We start from the raw sequence: 21,697 nt of genomic DNA, 5'->3' as shown, positions 1-21,697 counted from the left end.
CATCCGCAATGCTAACCCACACTACGCAGCTACAGCAGCGTCAGGCCGCCTTCTTCTTCGCGGTGATCAGCTTGCGGTTGATCAGGACTTCCGCGATCTGGATCGCGTTGAGGGCTGCGCCCTTGCGCAAATTGTCCGACACGCACCACAGCACGAGGCCGTTCTCCACCGTCGCGTCCTCGCGGATGCGGCTGATATAGGTCGCGTCCTCGCCGGCCGCCTCATACGGCGTGGCGTAGCCGCCGGGCTCCTGCTTGTCGATGACGAGGCAGCCGGGCGCCTTGCGCAGGATCTCGCGGGCTTCGTCCGCGCTGATCGGATTCTCGAACTCGATGTTGACGGCCTCGGAATGGCCGACGAACACCGGCACACGCACGCAGGTGGCGGTGAGCTTGATCTTGGGATCAAGGATCTTCTTGGTCTCCGCCATCATCTTCCACTCTTCCTTGGTGTAGCCGTCCTCCATGAAGACGTCGATCTGGGGGATGACGTTGAAGGCGATGCGCGCGGGAAACTTCTTATTGACGATCTCGCTGTTGGTGTAGACGGCCTTGGTCTGCGAGAACAATTCGTCCATCGCGTCCTTGCCGGCGCCCGAGACCGATTGATAGGTCGAGACCACGACGCGCTTGATACCGGCCTTGTCGTGCAGGGGCTTGAGCGCGACCACGAGCTGCGCGGTCGAGCAGTTCGGATTGGCGATGATGTTCTTCTTCTTGAAGCCTTCGGTCGCGGCCGCGTTCACTTCCGGCACGATCAGCGGCACGTCCGGATCCATGCGCCAGGCCGAGGAATTGTCGATCACCACAGCGCCGGCGGCGCCGATCTTCGGCGACCATTCCTTCGACACCGCGCCGCCCGCCGACATCAGGCAGATGTCGACGTCGGAGAAGTCGTAATGCTCGAGCGCTTTCACCTTCAGGGTGCGGTCGCCATAGGAGACCTCGACGCCCATGCTGCGGCGTGACGCCAGGGCCACGACCTCGTCAGCGGGGAACTTGCGCTCATCCAGGATGTTGAGCATTTCCCGTCCGACATTGCCGGTCGCGCCGACGACTGCGACTTTGTAACCCATCGTTCACTCTCCGGTGAAAAAGCCCGTTCCTGAAGCTGACGCTTAAACAGGAAGAGCAGCGCTTCTATGCGAGAACCGGCCTCAAGACAACGTGGGACCATGCCGGAAGGCCGTGGATGCATTCGCCCGAGGCCAGCACGGCCGCAATCTCGACCCGGACCAGTCTCCATCTGGCATTGGCGGCCTTCGCCGACGAGGTCGTCGGCACGCTGGCGCGGCTCGTCGCCTATGTGGGGACGCTCGCTCTGTTTGCCATCCTGGGCCTTGCGGCGCTGGGCCAGCTGCCTGATCTGCGCGACGATGAGCTGGCGCCGAAACCCACCTGGAGCGTGGCCGACCGCTCGCATCCGGCCTTCGCCCTCAGCCGGCTTGTTTCGTCAGAGAAAACAGCCTCTTACATCATCCTCCGGCATCCCGAAGGCGGCCGACGCGACGTCATGCGCTGGACCGGCGAAGCGGACAAGGTGCTGGCCGAGCTCGAGATTTACCGGCAGGGCGGCGAATTCGACGTGACCCGTCCTGTAGCGATGGACCTTGCCGTCCAGATGGGACTGAACGCGGCGGCCCCGCTCGAGCAGGCCGGCCTGATCGAGACGAAATTCGGGCCCGTGGCGCTGTTCCGGCCGGTCGCCGCAGCGGAGGGTGCGCGGGCCTGCCTCGGCTACCTCAAGCGCAGCGAGGAGCCCGCCTTGCAGATCTCCGGCTTCTCCTGCCAGGGCGACACCCTGCCCGCCCAGCGCGCGGCCATCGCCTGCACGCTGAACCGGCTGACGCTCTTGACCTCCGGCAACGAGCCGAAGCTGGCGGGCCTGTTCGCCCAGGCCGAGCTGAAGCGCCGTGCTTGCGACCTTGCCGGCTCTCAGGACTGGCTGCTGGGCGCCGCGAATGCGCAATTGCGCGGGGCGCTTTGATCGGCATCAAGCTCAAGTGGCTGGTATTGATGCAACTTTTGCCGGCGGCCACGATTATTCCGCGCCGGTGTGACCCAATAGACCTAGTTGCGCCGACCCCGGCCGGGCTAGTATGGGGTGAAATCGACTGGCGGTGCGCCGCTTGAAGGGGACGTGATGAGCTCGAAATTCTCTGCCAAATTGGCGACCTTGTTTGCTGCGGGCGCCGTGATTGCCATGTCCTCTGCCGTGTTCTTGGCGACGCCGGCCTCGGCCGACAACAAGACCAAGCGCTATGACGAGCGCGGCCGGCCCTATTACGGCCCGAGCGGCCCCAACGCCGTCTACCAGCAGGGCCGCACCCGCATCTATGTCAGCAAGCGCTCCTGGCTCGACGGCGGCACCGAGGTCAACCCGGGCGACCGCAAGTTCAGCGACTACGCCTTCCCGCCGGCCGTGGGCTATCCGTCCTTCGCGCGCGAGAATCTCAACCGCCCGATCGACCGCCAGCCGCTCTCGCCGCCGCAGGACGTCGGCGGCTATCCGCAGAGCTTCCCGCTGTACTGAGCGGACGCAAGGCGACCCGAATCAAAATGGCCGGGCTCACGCCCGGCCATTTTCGTTTGGTTCGCGATGCCGCCCTACGATTCCGCGGCTGAAGCAAATGCCGGATCGTAACGCCCGCAGAATTCTTCGATCGCCTCGGAGCGGAAATCGCCGAGGCGCTCGAAGATGAGCGCATCCGGCCAATCCCACCAGGCGATCCGGCGCAGGCTTACCGCGACGGACTCGGCAAAGCGCCTGCGGATGGGACGCGCGGGAACGCCGCCGACGATGGTGTAGGGCTCGACATCGCGGCTGACGACGGCGCCTGCGGCAATCACCGCGCCGTCGCCGACGCTCACGCCAGGCAGCAGGATGGCGGCGTGCCCGATCCAGACGTCATTGCCGACGATGACGCGGTCGCCGCGGCGCTCCGCGAAGAAGTCACGGTCACGCGTCGCGCTCGCATCGTAATATTCGGGGCAGTAGGTGAAGCGATGCTGGGACGGCCGGCCCATCGGATGATTGGGCGCGCCGATCCGCACCGAATTGGCGATGGCCGTGAACTTGCCGATCACAGCGTCGGCGACGTCGCAATTCTCGCCCAGGTAGGAGTAGTCGCCGAGCGAGGCATATTCGATGCGCGTGTTGGCGAGCACCTCGCAACGACGCCCGATCTGCGCCTCGCGCAGGCGCACCGTTTCATGGACGATGGTTTCCGCGATCTTGGGTCGGGAAGAGGCATCCATGAGGCGGGCTCCGAGAAACAGATCGCTTACGCGTGCAGCTTCTGCAATTCCTTCAGGATCGCTTCGCCCATCTGCGTGGTGGAGGCAGCGGTCGTCCCTTCCGACTTGATGTCGGCGGTGCGCAGGCCGCTGGCGAGCACCGCGGCGATCGCGGCATCGACCTTGTCGGCGAGCGCGCCCATGTCGAAGGAATAGCGCAGTGCCATGCCGAAGGACGAGATCATCGCGATCGGATTGGCAAGGCCCTTGCCGGCGATGTCAGGGGCCGAGCCGTGCACGGGCTCGTACAGCGCCTTGCGCTTCTTGGTCTTCACATCCACCTCGCCGAGCGAAGCCGAGGGCAGCATGCCGAGCGAGCCCGTCAGCATCGCCGCGATGTCGGACAGCATGTCGCCGAACAGATTGTCGGTGACGATGACGTCGAACTGCTTCGGCCATTTCACCAGCATCATGCCGCCGGAATCGGCGAGCTGATGCTCGAGCGTGACATCAGGGTATTCGCGCTTGTGGACGGCCGTCATGACCTCGTTCCAGAGCACGCCCGACTTCATGACGTTGCGCTTCTCCATCGACGTCACCTTGTTCTTGCGCTTCCTGGCAAGCTCGAAGGCGACGCGGCCGATGCGCTCGATCTCATAGGTGTCGTAGACCTGGGTATCGATGGCGCGCTTCTGGCCGTTGCCGAGGTCGGTGATGGTCTTGGGCTCGCCGAAATAGACGCCGCCGGTGAGCTCGCGCACGATCATGATGTCGAGGCCCTCGACCGCCTCGCGCTTCAGGCTCGAGGCCTCGGCCAGCGCCGGATAGCACACGGCGGGACGCAGGTTCGCGAACAGAGCGAGATCCTTGCGCAGGCGCAAGAGGCCGGCTTCCGGGCGCACCTCGTAAGGAACGGCATCCCATTTCGGGCCGCCGACCGCGCCGAAGATGATGGCGTCGGCGGCAAGCGCCTTGGCCATGTCGCCCTCGGAGATCGACACCTTGTGCGCGTCATAGGCGGAGCCGCCGACAAGGCCGGTATCGGTCTCGAAGCTGGCGATCCCGGCCGAATTGAGCCAATCGATCAGCCGCTTCACCTCGCCCATCACTTCGGGGCCGATACCGTCGCCGGGAAGCAGCAGCAGTTTGTGGGTCGCCATGGTCGTGTCCTTCTTGATCCTCTCTCGTCATTCCGGGACGCGCCCCTTGGCGCGGGCCCGGAATCCATAACCACCAGCCGGAGTTATGGATTCCGGGCTCGCGCTGCGCGCGCCCCGGAATGACGGCCGGCCGGAGTGCTAGAGCGGCGTTGCGCGCTTGGCAAGACACCATTGCCGGGGTGCGGCTGTGCAAGGCGGGCGGGGCCTGCCACACTGCGATACGCCGGAGTACCCCCTTGCACGCCCCTGACCGCGCCCCGCCCTACGCGCATCCCGCGCGGCTGATCCTGACGCTGTCGCTGGCCGCCACCGTCGGCCTCGGCATCGGCCGCTTTGCCTATGCGCTGGTGCTGCCCGACATGCGGGAGGACCTCGGGTGGTCCTACTCGGCGGCCGGATTCATGAACACCATCAACGCCGTCGGCTATCTCGTGGGCGCGCTTGCAGCGTCCCGCCTGATCCACCGCGTCGGCTGGTCGGCCGCGATCCGCGGCGGAACCCTGGCCTGCGTTGCCGCGCTCGCGACTTGCGCGCTGACGGGGAATTTCGTCGCGCTGAGCCTGGCGCGGCTCGTGCTGGGCCTCGGTGCCGCGGCCGGCTTCGTCGCCGGCGGCGCGCTCGCCGCCACCATTGCCCAGTCGCAGCCCGCGCGGGCCAATTTCCTGCTCAGCCTGTTCTATGCCGGACCCGGCATCGGCATTCTGTCCTCAGGGCTGATCGCCCCGTTCACGCTGCAATATTTCGGGCCGGGCTCGTGGTGGATCGTGTGGTGGGCGCTGACGCTGCTCTCGGTTGCGATGACGATCCCGCTGTTCCTGATCCGGATCGAGAGCAATGTCCGCTTCTCGGAAGCCGGTCACGCCTCGTTCGCGATCCTGCCCGTGCTGATCTACCTCGCGAGCTACTTCCTGTTCGGCGCCGGCTACATCGCCTACATGACCTTCATGATCGCCTATGTGCGCGACGGCGGCGGCGGGGCCGCGGCGCAGGCGGGATTTTGGGGCCTCATTGGTCTGAGCGCCTTCGTCACGCCCTGGGCCTGGCGCGGCGTGCTTGCGCTCGATCGCGGCGGGCTCGCCACCGCCATCATCCTCGGCACCAACGCATTGGCTGCGGCCTTGCCGATGCTCGGGCATTCGCCGGCTTGGCTTGCGGTCTCGGCGATCGTGTTCGGCGTCGCCTTCTTCGCCGTGGTCGGCTCGACCACCGCCTTCGTGCGCTTCAACTATCCGCCGGAGGTGTGGCCGACCGCGATCGCGGCGATGACGATCTCGTTCGGCGTCGGCCAGACACTGGGGCCGATCGTGGTCGGCGCGATCACGGATGCGCTGGGAAGCTTGAGCTACGCGCTCAACGTATCGGCGGCGCTGCTGGCGCTGGGCGCGGTGGCGGCACTGTGCCAGCGGAAGGTGGGACCGGGCTAGATTGTCATTCCGGGGCGCGCGTAGCGCGAACCCGGAATCCATTCATCCACCGGTACTGCGGCCCGATGGATTCCGGGCTCTCGCTTCGCGAGCCCCGGAATGACTGCCTCGATCAACTCCCGCTGAACGAATTGTACCCCTGGTCTTCCCAATAGCCGCCCTTGTAGTCGTTGGTGACTTCCATCGAGACCACGTATTTCGGGTTCTTGAAGCCGAGCTTGGTCGGCACGCGGATCTTCATGGGGAAGCCGTAGGCGCGCGGCAATATCTCGTTCGCATATTTGAACGTCATCTGGGTCTGCGGATGCAGCGCGCTGCGCATGTCCAGGGGCGAATTGTAGCCATCCTTGTCGGCGCACTGGAACCAGACATATTTCGCGCGCGTGTCGGCGCCGATCAGCTTGAGGAAATCGCGCAAAGGCGCGCCGGTCCAGCTGCCGATCGCGCTCCAGCCCTCGACGCAGATGTGACGCGTGATCTGCGTGACCTGCGGCAGCTTGTAGAGCTCGTCCAGCGTCCACGACTTCTTGTTGTCGACGAGGCCGCGCACCTCGAGCTTCCAGTCTGCGGCCGAGACGACGGGCGCGTCGTCGAGATCGTAATAGGCGTTGAACGGAAACGGTTTCGTGATCGCGCTCTCGGGGAAGGTCGGCGCCAGCGCGTCGGGATTGAAGATGAAGGCCTGCACCGCGTCGTTGAATTTCGAGACCTGCTTCAGCATCTCCTCGGCCGAGGAGGAGTCGACGACGTCGCAGCCGGTGAGCAGCGTCAGCGCGCCGAGACTGGCGCCGCCCGCGATGAAGCGGCGGCGGCTGACGTCGGGCATGGTCTTGATGGAGTCCTTGATCAAGAGCCGCTTGTCGACGCCGGGGATGAGAAACGGACGCTTGGCCATCACAATTCTCCTAATCAGCGGCCGATGATCATGGCGCGCAGGCTCTTCGGCACCAGCAGCGCGAGCAGGACGTGAACGACGAGGAACGCGCAGATCGCGGCCATGCAGAAGAAATGGACGTAGCGTGCGGTCGGGTAATCGCCGAACAGCGCGACAAGGTAATAGAGCTGCACCGGCTTCCACATGCCGAGCCCCGTGAGCACGATCAGCACGCCGACCACGATGATGCCGGCATAGAGCAGGCGCTGCACGTAATTGTAGACGGTGAGATCGTCATGGCCGAGCTTGAAGGTCAGGGCGGCCCTGACGTCGTGCAGCACCCCTGACGGGGTGATCGGGAGCAGCTTTTTGCGGAAGCGGCCGGTGGCGAAGCCGGTGACGAGATAGGCAAGGCCGTTGAGCATCAACAGCCACATCGCGGCGAAGTGCCAGAGCAGGCCGCCGCCGAGCCAGCCGCCCAGCGTATATTCGCGTGGGAAGGTGAAGCCGAACAGCGGCGAAGCGTTGTAGATCTGCCAGCCCGACAGGATCATCAGGATCATGGCAAAGGCGTTGATCCAATGCATGACCCGCACCCAGGCCGGCTGGATCACTTTGGCCGGATTAGCCCTGACCTGCGCGTCGGTGACTGTGAGGCTCGCCATGATGGTTCCGTCCTGGTCGTTCCGTCCTGGGACCGTGTGTCGGGGGATTATACGCCCGGGCGCCGGTTTTCGTTACGCCCTGCCGGCCATCGAATCGATGCCGCGAGGCTATTGTGGTCACAAAAAAGCGAGCCGGGCATCCCCCGGCTCGCCGTCTCGAAGCATCCTGTTCGGGGATGAAACAGGATCGCGTGGTGTTACGTCGCCGGCATCAGCACGGTGTCGACCACATGGATGACGCCGTTCGACTGGTTGACATTGGAGATCGTCACCATCGAGGTGCCGCCCTTGGCATCGACGATCCAGACCTTGCCGTCCATCTTCTTGACCGTCAGCTCCTCGCCCTCGGCGGTCTTCAGCTTCTTGCCGTCGGTGAGGTCGGCGGCCTCGAGCTTGCCGGGCACGACATGGTAGGTGAGGATCTTGGTCAGCGTGGCCTTGTTCTCAGGCTTGACCAGATTGTCGACGGTGCCGGCCGGCAGCTTGCCGAAGGCGGCGTTGGTCGGCGCGAACACCGTGAACGGGCCCTTGCTTTCCAGCGTCGGCACCAGGCCGGCGGCCTTCACCGCCGCCACCAGCGTGGTGTGGTCCTTCGAATTGACCGCGTTCTGGACGATGTTCTTCGAGGGGAACATCGCGGCGCCGCCGACCATGACGGTCTTCTCCTCGGCGCTCACGGGCGCGACGACGGTCGCGGTGATGGCCAGGGCGCTGAAGGCGGCGGCAGCGAGATAGGCAAGGCGCTTCGACATGGAGAATCTCCCGATTGAATTGGTACCGGCGATGGCCGGCGTTGAGTTGGGGCAACAACGGCAGCTGCGACAGTTTGGAGTGATGCAGCAGCGCCGTCGTTGGACCGAGCTACGGGAGGGTTTGGGTTGCGGTTTCGGAGAAAAATTCTTTGTGATGCGTGAAACTATGGGGAGGCGCGTCCGTGTGACGTCGCGGGCGCCACGCACTCCGCTGTCGTCCCGGACAAGCGCAGCGCAGATCCGGGACCCATACGCACAGGGAGCAGTTTGGCGAAGACTCGGAGTGACCCGTTGTGCGCGACAATTTCTCCCTGTGGTTATGGGTCCCCGCGTTCGTGGGGACGACACCGAATATGAGGCGCGCGCCGCGTCTCAATCCCTGTTGTTCGGCGTCTGGATGAAGCCGCGATTGTGCGTCGGGCTGATCAGCACTTCGTTGATGCAAACGCGCGCCGGCATGCTGGCGATGAATGCGATGGTGCGGCCGAGGTCTTCCGGTTGCAGCATCTTCGCCTGCTCCTCCTTGCTCGGCACCACCGGGCGCAGCTCCAGGATCGGCGTCGCGACCTCGCCCGGCATCAGGCAGCAGGCGCGCAGGCCGTTGACGCATTCGTCCATGTTGAAGGAATGGGTCAGCGCCAGCACCGCATGCTTGGTGGTGGTGTAGGCCGGGCCCGGCATCTTCGAGACGTGGCGGCCGGCCCAGGACGAGACGTTGATGATCGCGCCGTCCTGCTGCTTGCGCATCGTCGGCAGCACGGCGCGCATGCAATAGAGCACGCCATTGAGATTGACCTGGACCAGCTTGTCCCAGCCTTCCAGTTCCATGTCCTTCCAGCTGCGCTTGGGGACATTGATGCCGGCATTGTTGACGAGGAGGTCGATGCGGCCGTGCTTTGCGACGATCTGATCGGCCGCCTTCTGGGCCTCGGCCGCATTGGAGACGTCGAGCGCAATGGCCTCGGCCGCTCCGCCCACCCCGGTGATCCTGGCAACCACGGTATCCAGGGCATCCTTGCGGCGGCCCGAGACCACCACCGTCCAGCCGTCGGCAGCCAACGCCTCGGCGCCGGCTTCCCCGATCCCGCTGCCGCCGCCCGTGACCCAGGCCACGCGTTTCCCGTTCTTGGTCATGCAAACTGTCTCCGTTGCTTCATCGGGGCGGTTTTTGCTAATCCAGCCCTCGGTTTTGACCGGCCTCTGCCGGCGAGGAATGTTGCATGAACCAAGCTGCCGACGCCAACCTGTTTTCCCGCCTGTTCGATGGCCTCGACGATTCCAAGCGCCTCGCGATCGAGACGCATGACGGCGTCCATATCAGCTATGGCGATCTGATCGCGCGGGCGGGGCAGATGGCGAACGTGCTGGTCGCGCGCGGCGTGAAGCCGGGCGACCGCGTCGCAGTGCAGGTGGAGAAGTCCGTCGCCAACATCGTGCTGTATCTCGGCACGGTGCGGGCCGGCGCGGTCTATCTGCCGCTCAACACCGCCTATACGCTGAACGAGCTCGACTATTTCATCGGCGACGCCGAGCCATCGCTGGTGGTGTGCGATCCCGCCAAGGCCGAAGGCCTCGCCCCGATCGCGGCCAAGGTGAAGGCCAGGGTCGAGACACTCGGCCCCGACGGCAAGGGCTCGCTGACCGAGGCTGCCGACAAGGCCAGCAGCGAGTTCACCACGGTGCCGCGGGCAAACGACGATCTCGCCGCGATCCTCTACACCTCGGGCACGACCGGCCGCTCCAAGGGCGCGATGCTCAGCCACGACAATCTCGCCTCGAACTCGCTCTCGCTGGTCGATTACTGGCGCTTCACCGACAAGGACGTCTTGATCCACGCGCTGCCGATCTACCACACCCATGGGCTGTTCGTGGCGACCAACGTGACGCTGTTCGCGCGGGCGTCGATGATCTTCCTGCCCAAGCTCGATCCGGACCTGATCATCAAGCTGATGGCGCGCGCCACCGTGCTGATGGGCGTGCCGACCTTCTACACGCGGCTGCTGCAAAATCCGGCGCTGTCGCACGAGACGACCAAGCACATGCGGCTGTTCATCTCGGGCTCGGCGCCGCTGCTGGCCGAGACCCATCGCGAATGGTCGGCGCGCACCGGGCACGCGGTGCTCGAGCGCTACGGCATGACCGAGACCAACATGAACACGTCGAACCCCTATGACGGCGAGCGCGTGCCCGGCGCCGTGGGCTTCCCCCTCCCCGGCGTCTCGGTGCGCGTGACCGAGCCCGAAACGGGGAAAGAATTGCCGCGTGACGAGATCGGCATGATCGAGGTGAAGGGGCCGAACGTCTTCAAAGGCTATTGGCGCATGCCGGAGAAGACCAAGGCCGAATTCCGCCCCGACGGCTTCTTCATCACCGGCGACCTCGGCAAGATCGACGCCAAGGGCTACGTCCACATCCTCGGCCGCGGCAAGGATCTGGTCATCTCCGGCGGCTTCAACGTCTACCCCAAGGAGATCGAGAGCGAGATCGACGCCATGCCGGGCGTGATCGAGTCCGCCGTGATCGGCGTGCCGCATGCCGATTTCGGCGAAGGCGTCACCGCGGTCCTGGTGCGCCAGCCCGGCGCGAGCATCGACGAAGCCACGGTCCTGAAGGGACTGGACGGTCGCCTCGCCAAATTCAAGATGCCCAAGCGCGTCTTCGTCGTCGACGAGCTGCCGCGCAACACCATGGGCAAGGTGCAGAAGAATATTTTGCGCGAGACGTACAAGGATATTTACGCGAAGAAGTGAGGGGGCGCGGACGTCAGGCAAAACTGCGCCACACCGTCGCCGTCATGCCCCGCGAAGGCGGGGCATCCAGTACGCCGCGGCTTCTCGTTTCAATCACTGTGATCTCTGGAATACTGGATTCCCCGCCTTCGCGGGGAATGACACTGAGTGCGTAGGGCGTCGCGCCCCGAACTATCACTGCCCGCCCAGCAAACTCATTACAAACCGGCTGCCGACGATGAACAGATAGCAGCCGAACGCCACTTCCAGCCTGCGCTTCGACATCGCATGCGCCGCTCTCACGCCCAGCGGCGCGGTGACGAGGCTCATCGGCATCACCAGCACGGCGCCGATCAGCGAGACGTAACCGAGCGGGTGGAATGCAGCGTGCGCATATCCAAACCCCGGTCGCGCGGGACACCGAATAGCGTGCGCCGGCGTGGGTTGGCGCCACGGCTGGGCGACCAGCCAGGCTTCGCGGCGGGACCCGTTTAGATGCGTTCCAATAGTAATTTCAACGGACCCCGCTCTGCTCACAATAAATGATTATATATTCATTACTTCCTTGGCGGACGAACGTGCTGGTATACCAAGGCCCTGATTGGCCTTGCATCATCAACGCTCTAGAGCTGAACGACCGTTCGATTTATGGCGAATTGGTGATTGCGCGGGCCAAATCGACTCCGTAAATAGAGCCGACCTTTCCGATCCCCGCGCGCCCCCTGTTGGGCCGCAATACAACATCAAAGCCCATGACCGCACGGATCGAACGACCGCTCTCGCCACACATGCAAGTCTACCGCTGGACGTTGACGATGGCGCTGTCCATCGTCCATCGCGCCACCGGCATCGCCCTTTACGTCGGCACGCTGCTGCTGGTCTGGTGGCTGGTTGCGGCGGCCTCCGGCCCGGCCGCCTATGCCCATGTCCAGGCCTTCGCCGGCAGCATCATCGGCCGGCTGATCGTGTTCGGCTACACCTGGGCGCTGATGCACCACATGCTCAGCGGCATCCGGCATTTCGTCTGGGACCTCGGCTACGGTTTCAAGGCCAACGAGCGGGAGGCGCTGACCTGGGGCGCGCTGATCGGCGGCATCGCGCTGACCGTGCTGGTCTGGATCATCGCCTATGCGATCGGAGGCGGACGATGAGTTTCGACGAATCCCACGGCTCTCCGAAGCGTTCCTCGATGCGGACCCCGCTCGGCCGCGTCCGCAATCTCGGCGCGGCGCATTCGGGCACGTCCGATTTCTGGCGCCAGCGCATCACCGGCGTCGCCATGACGCTGCTGATGATCCCGGTGCTGGTGATCATCATGATGCTGCTCGGCCGCAACCAGGTCGGCGCGGCGCAGATCCTCAGCTCGATTCCCGTCGCGGTGATCCTGCTGCTGTTCATCTTCGCCAGCGCCTGGCACATGAAGATCGGCATGCAGGTGGTGATCGAGGACTACGTCCATAACGAGAAGCTGAAGCTCGTCTCGATCATGCTCAACAACTTCTTCTCGGTCGCCGTGGCGCTCGCCTCGACCTACGCGATCCTGAAACTGTCCTCCGGAGTGTAACCCATGGCCACCACAACGAATGGCTCGGGCAACGGCGCTCCCGCCACCAACGGCAAAGCCTATCCGATCGAAGACCACACCTACGACGTCGTCGTGGTCGGCGCCGGCGGCGCGGGCCTGCGCGCCGTCGTCGGCTGCAGCGAGGCCGGCCTGCGCACGGCCTGCATCACCAAGGTGTTCCCGACCCGGTCGCACACCGTCGCGGCGCAGGGCGGCATCTCCGCCTCGCTCGGCAACATGCACAAGGACGACTGGCGCTGGCACATGTACGACACCGTGAAGGGGTCGGACTGGCTGGGGGACCAGGACGCGATCGAATACATGGTGCGCAACGCGCCCGCGGCGGTCTACGAGCTCGAGCATTGGGGCGTGCCGTTCTCGCGCACCGAAGACGGCAAGATCTATCAGCGTCCGTTCGGCGGCATGACCATGGACTTCGGCAAGGGTCAGGCGCAGCGCACCTGCGCCGCCGCCGACCGTACCGGCCACGCCATGCTGCACACGATGTACGGCCAGTCGCTGCGCCACGCGGCCGAGTTCTTCATCGAGTTCTTCGCCATCGACCTGATCATGGACGACCAGGGCGCCTGCCGCGGCGTGATCGCGCTCAAGCTCGACGACGGCACGCTGCATCGCTTCCGCGCCCAGACCACGATCCTGGCGACCGGCGGCTATGGCCGCGTCTACGCCTCCTGCACCTCGGCCCATACCTGCACCGGCGACGGTGGCGGCATGGTGCTGCGTGCCGGCCTGCCGCTCCAGGACATGGAGTTCGTCCAGTTCCACCCGACCGGCATCTACGGCGCGGGCTGCCTCGTCACCGAGGGCGCGCGCGGCGAAGGCGGCTACCTCGTCAATTCCGAGGGCGAGCGCTTCATGGAGCGCTATGCGCCGTCGGCCAAGGACCTCGCCTCGCGCGACGTCGTCTCGCGGGCGATGACCATCGAGATCCGCGAGGGGCGCGGCGTCGGCAAGAAGAAGGACCACATCTTCCTGCATCTCGACCATCTCGATCCCGCGGTGCTGGCCGAGCGGCTGCCCGGCATCTCCGAGTCCGCAAAGATCTTCGCCAATGTCGACGTGACGCGCGAGCCGATCCCGATCGTGCCGACCACGCACTACAACATGGGCGGCATTCCCACCAACTACCACGGCGAAGTGTTGACCAAGAGGGACGGCGACGACAATGCCGTGGTTCCCGGCCTGATGGCGTTGGGCGAAGCAGCCTGCGTCTCCGTGCATGGCGCCAACCGGCTCGGCTCCAACTCGCTGATCGACCTCGTCGTGTTCGGCCGCGCCGCGGCGCTGCGCTGCGCCGAGAAGCTGACGCCCAACGCCGAGCAACCGGAACTGCCGGCGAACTCGGCGGACAAGGCGCTCAGCCGTCTCGATCATTACCGCTACGCCTCCGGCGGCACCCCGACCGCAAAGCTGCGCGAAGGCATGCAGCACGTGATGCAGAACAATTGCGCGGTGTTCCGCACCGGCGAGGTGTTGAGCGAAGGCCAGAACCTGATTGCGAAGGTCCACAGCGGCATCACCGACATCGCCGTGTCCGACCGCTCGCTGGTGTGGAATTCCGACCTCGTCGAGACGCTGGAGTTCGACAACCTGATCGTGCAGGCGGTGGTGACGATGAACTCGGCCGCCAACCGCACCGAGAGCCGCGGCGCGCATGCCCGCGAGGACTTCTCCGAACGCGACGACAAGAACTGGATGAAGCACACCCTGGCCTGGCTCGACGATGCCGGCAAGGTCAAGATCGACTACCGCCCGGTCCACGACTACACCATGACCAACGACGTGCAGTACATCCCGCCGAAGGCGCGCGTGTACTGAGCGAACAGCGAAGGCCTTATCGAAATGGTTGAATTCGCACTTCCGAAGAACTCCAAGATTTCCGGCGGCAAGACCTGGCCGAAGCCCCCGGGCGCGACCGAGCTGCGCGAATTCCGGGTCTATCGCTGGAATCCGGACGACGGCAAGAATCCGAGCGTCGACACCTATTACGTCGACACCAACGATTGCGGCCCGATGGTGCTGGACGGCCTGATCTGGATCAAGAACCACATCGACCCGTCGCTGACCTTCCGCCGCTCCTGCCGCGAAGGCGTCTGCGGCTCCTGCGCCATGAACATCGACGGCCAGAACACGCTGGCCTGCACCCGCTCGATGCACGACGTGAAGGACGGCGCGGTGAAGATCAATCCGCTGCCGCATCAGCCGGTGGTGAAGGACCTTGTCCCCGACCTCACCAATTTCTACGCGCAATACGCCTCGGTCGAGCCGTGGCTGAAGACCACCTCGCCGACGCCGCAGAAGGAATGGCGCCAGAGCCACGAGGACCGCGAGAAGCTCGACGGCCTCTACGAATGCATCCTGTGCGCCTGCTGCTCGACCTCGTGCCCGAGCTATTGGTGGAACAGCGAACGCTATCTCGGCCCCGCCGCGCTGCTCCAGGCCAACCGCTGGGTGTCCGATTCGCGCGATGAAGCGACCGGCGAGCGGCTCGACAATCTCGAGGATCCGTTCCGGCTCTATCGCTGCCACACTATCATGAACTGCGCCAAGGCCTGCCCGAAGGGACTCAACCCCGCCGAAGCCATCGCCGAGCTCAAGCTCAAGATGGTCGAGCGCCAGGTCTGAAGACGACGTTCATGCTTCGCGTTCCGGCCGGACCGGCCGGGACGGTCCGAGATCGCGGTCAATTCGAGTAGAATTTTCTCCGGCCCGCGGGGCGTGCAAATTTTTCTGATCACAACCTGCGGTTCCCGCACAAGCTGCTTCCTTCCTCGCGCGAGATTCAGTTAAGCTGCCGTCAGGGACGGAGCGACTGTGCAGAGGGCGCAACGCAACTCGCTGAGGCTGTTGCAGTGGATGATGGCGGCATCCCTGGCGCTGCCGGTTGCGCTGTTCGCGATCGCGGCCACGATCTCCTACACCTCGACCAGGGACATCGCCGACCGGGAGATCGAGCGCACGCTCGACGTCGCGCATGAGCACGCGCTCAAGGTGTTCGAGACCATCGATCGCAGCCTGGCCGAGCTCAACGAGGTGGTCCGCGGCCTGTCCGACGACACCATCCGCGCGCGCGAGCCGGCGCTGCACCGCCGCCTGAAGCGGCTGACCGATTCGCTGCCACAGCTGAAATCGGCCTGGATCTTCGACGCGGACGGAAAGGCGCTGGTCAACAGCCTCGTCTCGCCGCCGCCGGAGCTGAGCTTTGCGGACCGCGACTATTTCTACGCCCATGTCGACCAGGCCATCGGCACGTTCATCGGCATCGCCTTGACGCCGCGTCCGCCCTACCAGGGCGCGCGCTTCTTCGGAATGAGCCGCCGCCGCGATTCCGACGACGGCCGCTTCATCGGGGTGATCCAGGCCTCGGTCCTCCCCGAATATTTCGAGAGCTTCTACGCCCGCATCGGATCGGATCCCGGCAGCTTCTTCGCGATGGGCCGCACCGACGGCGCGATGCTCACGCATTTCCCGCGGCTCGACCGCGACCTTCGGCTCGATCCGACCGGACCGGTGGGCCGCCAGATCGCGGCGCGCCCCGAGCACGGCCTCATCACCATCGCCTGGCCGTCGGACGGGATCGAGCGTCGGATCGGCTACCGGCGCGTCGCGGAATATCCGATCTATGTCAGCGCCGGGCTCGAGACCTCGGCGATCCGCGCGCGCTGGCTGGCCACGATAGGCCAGCATCTGGTGTTCGGCCTTCCCGCCACCGCGCTGCTGTTTCTGCTGCTGGCGCTGGCGTTGCGGCGTACCCAGCAGATTCAGGCCGAAGCCGCCAAGCGGCGCGAGGCCGAGGAGGCGCTCAAGCATAGCCAGCGCCTGGAGGCGCTCGGACAGCTCACCGGCGGCGTCGCGCACGATTTCAACAATCTGCTGACGGTGATCCGCGCTTCCGTCGACCTCTTGAACCGGCCGCAACTGACGGAGGAGCGGCGCCAGCGCTACATCACGGCCATTGCGGACGCCGTGGGCCGCGCGGCCAAGCTGACCTCGCAGCTGCTCGCCTTTGCGCGGCGTCAGACCCTGAAGCCGGAGGTGTTCGACGTCGGCGAACGGATGCAGTCGCTGCGCGACATGCTTGCGCCCCTGCTCGGCCCGGCCATCGAGATCGCCATGCGCCTGCCCGCCGAGCCCTGCCTCGTCCGTGCCGATGCCGGCCAGTTCGAGACAGCGCTGATCAACATGGCAACCAATGCGCGCGACGCCATGCAGGGCAAGGGCAGGATCACCTTCAAGGTCGAGCCCGCGACCACCGTTCCGGACACGCTGGCGGGCGCGGGCAGCCAGCACTTGGGCAGCCAGAGCTCGGCCAACCATGGCTTCGTCAGCGTCACCGTCAGCGACACCGGCATTGGCATTCCCGCCGCCCGATTGGGGCGCATCTTCGAGCCGTTCTTCACCACCAAGCAGGTCGGCCACGGCACCGGCCTTGGCCTGTCCCAGGTGTTCGGCTTCGCCCGGCAATCCGGCGGCGAGGTGACGGTCACGAGCGAGGTGGGGCACGGCAGCACCTTCTCGCTCTATCTGCCGCGCGTGCCGCCGGAGCTGCTGCCGCAGCGGCAGGCGCCCAACACCGCGCCGGCGGTGGCCGGCAGCGGCATGTCGGTGCTGGTGGTCGAGGACAATATCGAGCTTGCCAATTTCGCCGCCGATGGCCTCACCGAGCTCGGCTACAGCATCACGCTGGTCGACAATGCGACCGACGCCCTCGCGGAGCTCGTCCTGGATGCGGACCGCTTCGACGTCGTGTTCTCGGACGTGGTGATGCCGGGGATGACCGGGCTCGATCTGGCGCAGGCCATCTGCGACCGCGGCATCGACGTGCCGGTGGTGCTGACCACAGGCTACAGCCAGGCCCTGTCGCAAGAGGGCGTGACCGGCTTCGATCTGGTGCAAAAACCCTATTCGATCGAGGAATTGTCGCGCGTTCTGCATCGCGCAGCCCGGATCCGGCGCGTCAGGGACGGTGCCGCCGAATAGACCGCTCTGGGAACCCGAGGGAACCGGTTGATTTCTCTCGCGTTGTCCGCGCATGGACAAGCCGGCCGCCAAGCGCGAACAGCACCAGCCGCCGATCGTCGGGATCAAGGGCGAGAACGGCGACGAGATCGAACCGCCACCGCCGGAGCTGCTCGAGCCCGATCCGGAGCTATCGCCCGAGGAGGCCGAGCAGGCCCGCAAGGATTATCTGCTGACGCGGTTCTGGATCAGCGCGCGCGGCTTCTGGGGACGCAGCGGCGACCGCCTCGCCTGGCCGTTCTCGATCGGCCTCGGCCTATTGATCATTCTCACCGTCGGCTTCCAGTACGGCATCAATGTCTGGAACCGCGCGATCTTCGATGCGATCGAAAAGCGCGATGCGGCCAGCGTCTTCCATCTCACCGCGATGTTCTTTCCGCTCGCGATCGGCAGCATCGTGCTCGGCGTGGCGCAGGTGTTCGCGCGGATGGGCATTCAGCGGCGCTGGCGGGCCTGGCTGACGGCGAGCGTGCTGACGCGGTGGCTCGCCAGCGGACGTTACTACCAGCTCAATCTCGTCGGCGGCGATCACGAAAACCCCGAATACCGGATCGCGGAGGATTTGCGCATCGCGACCGATTCGCCGGTCGATTTCCTTGCCGGCGTCACCTCGGCGCTGCTGTCGGCGGCGACCTTCATCGTCGTGCTCTGGACCATCGGCGGCGCGCTCACCGTCACGCTCGGCGGCACGAGCATCACCATTCCGGGCTTCCTCGTCATCGCCGCGATGCTCTATGCCGCAATCGCCTCGAGCTCCATCCTGGTGATCGGCCGCCGCTTCGTGCAGGTGTCCGAGGACAAGAACCAGGCCGAAGCCGATTTCCGCTACACGCTGACGCGCGTGCGCGAGAACGGCGAGAGCATCGCGCTGCTCGGCGGCGAGGAGGAGGAGCGCGACGGCATCGACCGCAACTTCACCAGCGTGATCCGGCAATGGGCGCGGCTCGCGGGCCAGCACATGCGCACCACGCTGGTGTCGCAGGGCTCGAGCCTCGTTGCGCCCGTGGTTCCTCTCCTGCTCTGCGCGCCGAAATTCCTCGACGGCAGCATGACGCTGGGACAGGTGATGCAGGCGGCCTCCGCCTTCACCATCGTGCAGAGCGCGTTCGGCTGGCTGGTCGACAATTATCCGCGGCTCGCCGACTGGAACGCCTGCGCGCGCCGCATCGCCTCGCTGATGATGTCGCTCGACGGCCTCGAGCGCGCCGAGCAGGGCGATGGTCTTGGCCGCATCAAGCGCGGCGAGACGCGCAACGACGCCATGCTGGAGATGAAGGATCTCTCGGTCACGCTCGATGACGGCACCGCGGTGGTCGGCGAGACCGAAGTGGTGATCGAGCCCGGCGAGCGGCTCTTGGTCGCCGGCGAATCCGGCACCGGCAAGAGCACGCTGGTGCGTGCCATCGCCGGCCTCTGGCCCTGGGGCGGCGGCAGCGTGAACTTTCATCCCGACCGGCGGCTGTTCATGCTGCCGCAGCGGCCTTACGTGCCCTCGGGGTCGCTGCGCCGCGCCGTCGCCTATCCCGGCGCCGCCGATCACTGGACCGTGGACGAGATCGGCGAAGCCCTGCACAAGGTCGGGCTCGATCATCTCAAGGAGAAGATCGAGGAGGAAGGTCCCTGGGACCAGACCCTGTCGGGCGGCGAGAAGCAGCGCCTCGCCTTCGCGCGGCTCCTGCTGCACAACCCCGACATCGTCGTGCTCGACGAGGCGACCTCGGCGCTCGACGAAAAGAGCCAGGACAGGATGATGAAGCTGGTCACCGACGAGCTGCCGAAGGCGACCATCGTCAGCGTCGCGCATCGCGCGGAGCTCGAGGCCTTCCACAGCCGCAAGATCGTGCTGGAGCGCCGCAAGGGCGGCGCCAAGCTCGTCAGCGACATCGACCTGATCCCGCGCAAGGGCAGGCGCCGGCTGCTCGGGCGATTCCTGCGGCAGCGCAAGGCGCCGAAGAAGGCCGCATGAGCCACTGTCGTCCCGGACAAGCGCAGCGAAGCGGAGCGCAGATCCGGGATCCATACCCACAGGGACAAGTTTGACGAAGACTCGGAGTGGGCGTCTCGCGTCCCGACCACGGCCTGTGACTATGGGTCCCGGATCGGCGCTGACGCTTGTCCGGGACGACACCGAAATTGTGGGCCTCCTCAAAACCGGCTATTCATGCGCCGCCTGCAACGAGGATCTGCTGCTTGACGACCGACAATGCCCCTTCGTCCGCGCCGTTCGGCGCGTTTGCGCCGAACGCGGCGCAGGCCGCGATCATTCGCCTCGCGACGCAATCGGGGCTGAAGCGCGGCGCGTTCCGCCCGTGGATGTCGCGGCTGGTGAACCTGCTGCGGAGCGGCCCTGTCGACGTGCAATATCAGGGCGCCTCGTTCCGGCTCTATCACCAGGGCAGCGCGACCGAGCGCGGCGCATTGTTCAATCCCGATTACAATCTCGACGAGCTCGACTTCCTGCGCCAGCACACCCGTTCGGGCGGCGTGTTCGTCGATGTCGGCGCCAATGTCGGCACGTTCGCGCTGGTGATGGCGCAACAGGTCGGCAGCACGGGCAAGGTGATCGCGATCGAGCCGCACCCACTGACGTTTGGACGGCTTTCCTTCAATCAGGCCGCGTCGAAAGCTGCGCAGGTGCGCCTGGTGCAGGCCGCGGCCGGCGACAGCGACGGCGAGCTGATGATCGAGAGCGGCGGCGGCAATCTCGGCGCCACCCACGTTGTCACCGGCACCGCCGGCACCGACGCGATCAAAGTGCCGTCGCTGCGGCTGACGCGCATCCTCGACGAGGCCGGCGTCACCCAGATCGATTCGCTCAAGATCGACGTCGAGGGTTTTGAAGACCGCGTGCTGATCGGCTTCTTCCGCGACGCGCCGCCGTCGCTGTGGCCGAGCGCGGTGGTGATCGAGCACCTGTCACAGGACGAATGGCAGCAGGATTGTATCGCCGACATGGTCGCACGCGGCTTTACGATCTTGCGTAAGACACGAAGCAATACGTTCCTGTCACGCTGAAGACGACGAACTGGGAGAATGACGATGATTGATCACCTGGGATTCTCGGTCTCCGACTACGAGCGCGCGAAAACCTTCTACATCAAGGCGCTGGCGCCGCTCGGCTACGGCCTGATCATGGAAGTGACGGCCGAGCAGACCGGGCACGCTGCGGCCGCAGGCTTCGGCGCCGACGGCAAGCCGGACTTCTGGTTCGGCGCGGAGGGCGCCATGAACAAGCCCGTGCATATCGCCATTCGTGCTGAAGACCGCGCCACGGTCGATGCCTTCTACAAGGCGGCGATCGCGGCCGGCGGACGCGACAATGGCCCGCCCGGCATCCGACCGCATTACCACGCGAACTATTATGGCGCCTTCGTGCTCGACCCTGATGGTCACAACATCGAGGCCGTCTGCCACGCGCCGGGATAGGGCAGACCCAGCGCGATGCGATAGGGGAACATCGGCGCGGCATTATCGTTGTCCTTCTCCGGACAACTATCTCGATGATGCCGATGCCGATCGAACCGCCCGAGATTCCACCGTCGACACCCGGCACGCCGACCGAGCCGCCGCCGGGAATTCCGCCCGGCAATCCGCAGCCCGAAATCACGCCGCCGGTGCGCGAGCCCGGCGAATCCCCGCGGCCCGACGAATTGCCGGGCCGCATGCCTGAAGAGATTCCATCGCGCGGACCGAACGGCCCGCTCACGCCCAATCCTGCAACGGATGCAAGCTCAGCGCAGGATCGCGCGTGAAGCGAGATCGCATGCGTGGCGATTGCAAGCTGCGTCTGAATGCGCAATGAACGTCATCATAGTGAGTCGATTTCCGTGCAGAAATAAATCGCGCCGCGACCGCTTCGCCCGCCACAATCCGGCCTAACGCGTAGCTGTTCATCAACACACTTCGTCAAAGAACCTTCCGGGGAAGTTCACCACCATGACCAATCTTCGTTTCGTGCTGCTTGCGACGACGGCTCTGACCGCGATGCAATTCGCAGGCTCTGCATCGCAAGCGCAAAGTGCGCCGCCGCTCGTGGTCGCGCAGGCCCAGCCGCAAGAGACGGGCCCTGACGGAAAACCGAAGCAGCCGCCGAAGGGACCGCCAGCAGCGGCACCGCCTGCCGCGCCCGCGCGGCCCGCCGCACCGCCGCCCGCGGCTGCACCTCCGCCCGCTGCGCCGCCGCCCGCGGCCGCACCGCCGCGCCCGGCCGCGCCACCGCCACCTGCGGCCCGTCCGGCGCCGCCGCCACCACC

At 65.6% G+C, this 21,697-nt stretch carries 20 protein-coding genes and 2 pseudogenes; 14 read left to right on the top strand and 8 right to left on the bottom strand.

All coding sequences use genetic code 11. The features are described from left to right. Window positions 1-40: 40 nt before the first annotated feature. Window positions 41-1,075, bottom strand: a complete 1,035-nt coding sequence (locus tag E4K64_RS31605) for an aspartate-semialdehyde dehydrogenase (RefSeq protein ID WP_135166894.1) — start codon at window positions 1,073-1,075, stop codon at window positions 41-43. A gap of 116 nt (window positions 1,076-1,191) precedes the next feature. Between E4K64_RS31605 and E4K64_RS31600 the strand changes: the two genes are divergently transcribed. Together E4K64_RS31600 and E4K64_RS31595 are read left to right on the top strand one after the other, a co-directional pair. Continuing rightward, entirely contained in the window at window positions 1,192-1,986 is a 795-nt protein-coding gene (locus E4K64_RS31600) for a hypothetical protein (RefSeq protein ID WP_135166893.1), read from the top strand. 156 nt (window positions 1,987-2,142) lie between these two features. After that, complete coding sequence (locus E4K64_RS31595; RefSeq protein WP_135166892.1) at window positions 2,143-2,532, top strand: hypothetical protein; 390 nt, start codon at window positions 2,143-2,145, stop codon at window positions 2,530-2,532. Window positions 2,533-2,606: 74 nt separating this feature from the next. Here the strand turns inward: E4K64_RS31595 and E4K64_RS31590 are convergent, their stop codons facing one another. Then, on the bottom strand, window positions 2,607-3,257 hold the full coding sequence (locus E4K64_RS31590) for a DapH/DapD/GlmU-related protein (RefSeq protein ID WP_135166891.1): 651 nt from the start codon (window positions 3,255-3,257) through the stop codon (window positions 2,607-2,609). 26 nt (window positions 3,258-3,283) lie between these two features. Next, the gene (gene leuB, locus E4K64_RS31585) at window positions 3,284-4,396 is read right to left on the bottom strand and encodes a 3-isopropylmalate dehydrogenase (protein WP_135166890.1); all 1,113 of its coding nucleotides are present in this window, start codon (window positions 4,394-4,396) and stop codon (window positions 3,284-3,286) included. Between the two features lie 236 nt (window positions 4,397-4,632). On the opposite strand from leuB, the gene E4K64_RS31580 reads away from it, so the two are divergent. After that, window positions 4,633-5,820, top strand: coding sequence for a YbfB/YjiJ family MFS transporter (locus E4K64_RS31580; protein ID WP_167772359.1), 1,188 nt, complete (start codon window positions 4,633-4,635; stop codon window positions 5,818-5,820). Between the two features lie 112 nt (window positions 5,821-5,932). On the opposite strand, the gene E4K64_RS31570 is transcribed toward E4K64_RS31580, so the two are convergent. The 4 genes from E4K64_RS31570 to E4K64_RS31555 all read right to left on the bottom strand — a co-directional run bounded on the left by E4K64_RS31570 (window position 5,933) and on the right by E4K64_RS31555 (window position 9,245). Continuing rightward, window positions 5,933-6,715: a molybdopterin-dependent oxidoreductase gene (locus tag E4K64_RS31570; protein WP_135166887.1), complete on the bottom strand. Its 783-nt coding sequence runs from the start codon at window positions 6,713-6,715 to the stop codon at window positions 5,933-5,935. Between the two features lie 14 nt (window positions 6,716-6,729). Further along, window positions 6,730-7,359, bottom strand: a complete 630-nt coding sequence (locus tag E4K64_RS31565) for a cytochrome b/b6 domain-containing protein (RefSeq protein WP_135166886.1) — start codon at window positions 7,357-7,359, stop codon at window positions 6,730-6,732. A gap of 197 nt (window positions 7,360-7,556) precedes the next feature. Then, entirely contained in the window at window positions 7,557-8,111 is a 555-nt protein-coding gene (locus E4K64_RS31560; RefSeq protein WP_135166885.1) for a fasciclin domain-containing protein, read from the bottom strand. A gap of 372 nt (window positions 8,112-8,483) precedes the next feature. Further along, window positions 8,484-9,245, bottom strand: coding sequence for an SDR family oxidoreductase (locus E4K64_RS31555; RefSeq protein ID WP_135166884.1), 762 nt, complete (start codon window positions 9,243-9,245; stop codon window positions 8,484-8,486). An 86-nt stretch (window positions 9,246-9,331) separates the two neighbouring features. On the opposite strand from E4K64_RS31555, the gene E4K64_RS31550 reads away from it, so the two are divergent. Continuing rightward, on the top strand, window positions 9,332-10,861 hold the full coding sequence (locus tag E4K64_RS31550) for a malonate--CoA ligase (protein ID WP_135166883.1): 1,530 nt from the start codon (window positions 9,332-9,334) through the stop codon (window positions 10,859-10,861). Between the two features lie 174 nt (window positions 10,862-11,035). Here the strand turns inward: E4K64_RS31550 and E4K64_RS41785 are convergent. Next, a pseudogene (locus tag E4K64_RS41785) lies at window positions 11,036-11,212 on the bottom strand (sulfite exporter TauE/SafE family protein); the annotation flags it as partial. A gap of 380 nt (window positions 11,213-11,592) precedes the next feature. Between E4K64_RS41785 and sdhC the strand changes: the two are divergent. The 10 genes and pseudogenes from sdhC to E4K64_RS31495 all read left to right on the top strand — a co-directional run. Continuing rightward, window positions 11,593-11,991 (top strand): succinate dehydrogenase, cytochrome b556 subunit, encoded by a 399-nt coding sequence (gene sdhC / locus E4K64_RS31540; protein ID WP_028133330.1) that lies wholly within the window; start codon window positions 11,593-11,595, stop codon window positions 11,989-11,991. Then, window positions 11,988-12,404 (top strand): succinate dehydrogenase, hydrophobic membrane anchor protein, encoded by a 417-nt coding sequence (gene sdhD, locus E4K64_RS31535; protein ID WP_135166882.1) that lies wholly within the window; start codon window positions 11,988-11,990, stop codon window positions 12,402-12,404. The genes sdhC and sdhD overlap by 4 nt, the downstream gene beginning before the upstream one ends. Before the next feature lie 3 nt (window positions 12,405-12,407). Beyond that, window positions 12,408-14,243: a succinate dehydrogenase flavoprotein subunit gene (gene sdhA, locus E4K64_RS31530; RefSeq protein WP_135166881.1), complete on the top strand. Its 1,836-nt coding sequence runs from the start codon at window positions 12,408-12,410 to the stop codon at window positions 14,241-14,243. Window positions 14,244-14,267: 24 nt separating this feature from the next. Further along, entirely contained in the window at window positions 14,268-15,050 is a 783-nt protein-coding gene (locus tag E4K64_RS31525; protein WP_126261346.1) for a succinate dehydrogenase iron-sulfur subunit, read from the top strand. Between the two features lie 189 nt (window positions 15,051-15,239). Further along, window positions 15,240-17,405, top strand: coding sequence for a hybrid sensor histidine kinase/response regulator (locus E4K64_RS31520; protein WP_135166880.1), 2,166 nt, complete (start codon window positions 15,240-15,242; stop codon window positions 17,403-17,405). Between the two features lie 52 nt (window positions 17,406-17,457). After that, complete coding sequence (locus E4K64_RS31515; protein WP_135166879.1) at window positions 17,458-19,410, top strand: ABC transporter ATP-binding protein/permease; 1,953 nt, start codon at window positions 17,458-17,460, stop codon at window positions 19,408-19,410. Between the two features lie 224 nt (window positions 19,411-19,634). Further along, window positions 19,635-20,459, top strand: coding sequence for an FkbM family methyltransferase (locus tag E4K64_RS31510; RefSeq protein ID WP_167772358.1), 825 nt, complete (start codon window positions 19,635-19,637; stop codon window positions 20,457-20,459). Between the two features lie 24 nt (window positions 20,460-20,483). Further along, window positions 20,484-20,870 (top strand): VOC family protein, encoded by a 387-nt coding sequence (locus E4K64_RS31505; protein WP_135166878.1) that lies wholly within the window; start codon window positions 20,484-20,486, stop codon window positions 20,868-20,870. An 83-nt stretch (window positions 20,871-20,953) separates the two neighbouring features. Further along, window positions 20,954-21,196 (top strand): hypothetical protein, encoded by a 243-nt coding sequence (locus tag E4K64_RS31500; RefSeq protein ID WP_164719049.1) that lies wholly within the window; start codon window positions 20,954-20,956, stop codon window positions 21,194-21,196. A gap of 184 nt (window positions 21,197-21,380) precedes the next feature. Then, window positions 21,381-21,697, top strand: a pseudogene (locus tag E4K64_RS31495) (OmpA family protein); the annotation flags it as partial.

This window comes from Bradyrhizobium frederickii (genome assembly GCF_004570865.1).
In the GTDB taxonomy this organism is placed as follows: Bacteria; Pseudomonadota; Alphaproteobacteria; order Rhizobiales; family Xanthobacteraceae; genus Bradyrhizobium; species Bradyrhizobium frederickii.
The sequence above is the reverse complement of the archived record's forward strand: the minus strand, read 5'-3'. Positions and strand labels throughout refer to the sequence as shown.